Origin of the sequence: Nocardia blacklockiae (assembly GCF_015477355.1) — a bacterium.
GTDB classification, from domain to species: domain Bacteria; phylum Actinomycetota; class Actinomycetes; order Mycobacteriales; family Mycobacteriaceae; genus Nocardia; species Nocardia blacklockiae.
Genome location: NZ_JADLRJ010000045.1, coordinates 1 through 368 on the forward strand (window position 1 = coordinate 1; position 368 = coordinate 368).

Consider the following 368-nt stretch of genomic DNA (forward strand, 5'->3'; position numbering starts at 1 on the left):
GTTCAAACATACTACATCCCATGATTACCAATCAATCATATAATTCATGGACCAGCGCCCACTTCATATCCTGGAAGAGAAACTGAGGGGATTGTCGCAGGGAAATTTATCAATCGAATATTATTACCGGATGATAAATGAAACATTAAGCAGTATACAATCTAAACTGCATGCAACATTCAACAACGAGGCACTAACTGCAATGCTAATTAAAGTCGAATCAGATGCAGTCCGCACCTTTATAGACGGTTTAAATAACATAAACGTACGCATGACTATTCAACAGCGACTGTCAGACACTATCCAACGCATACTCAATAGCATTGCGAGCACAACAATGTATGAGGAACCAGCGTTTATCAGGAAGC

Annotated in this window: 1 protein-coding gene; it reads left to right on the forward strand. The window is 39.7% G+C overall.

The features are described 5' to 3' along the window. Positions 1–46 precede the first annotated feature (46 nt). On the forward strand, positions 47–368 hold a 322-nt coding region (locus tag IU476_RS36615; protein WP_228824857.1), incomplete at its 3' end, for a hypothetical protein.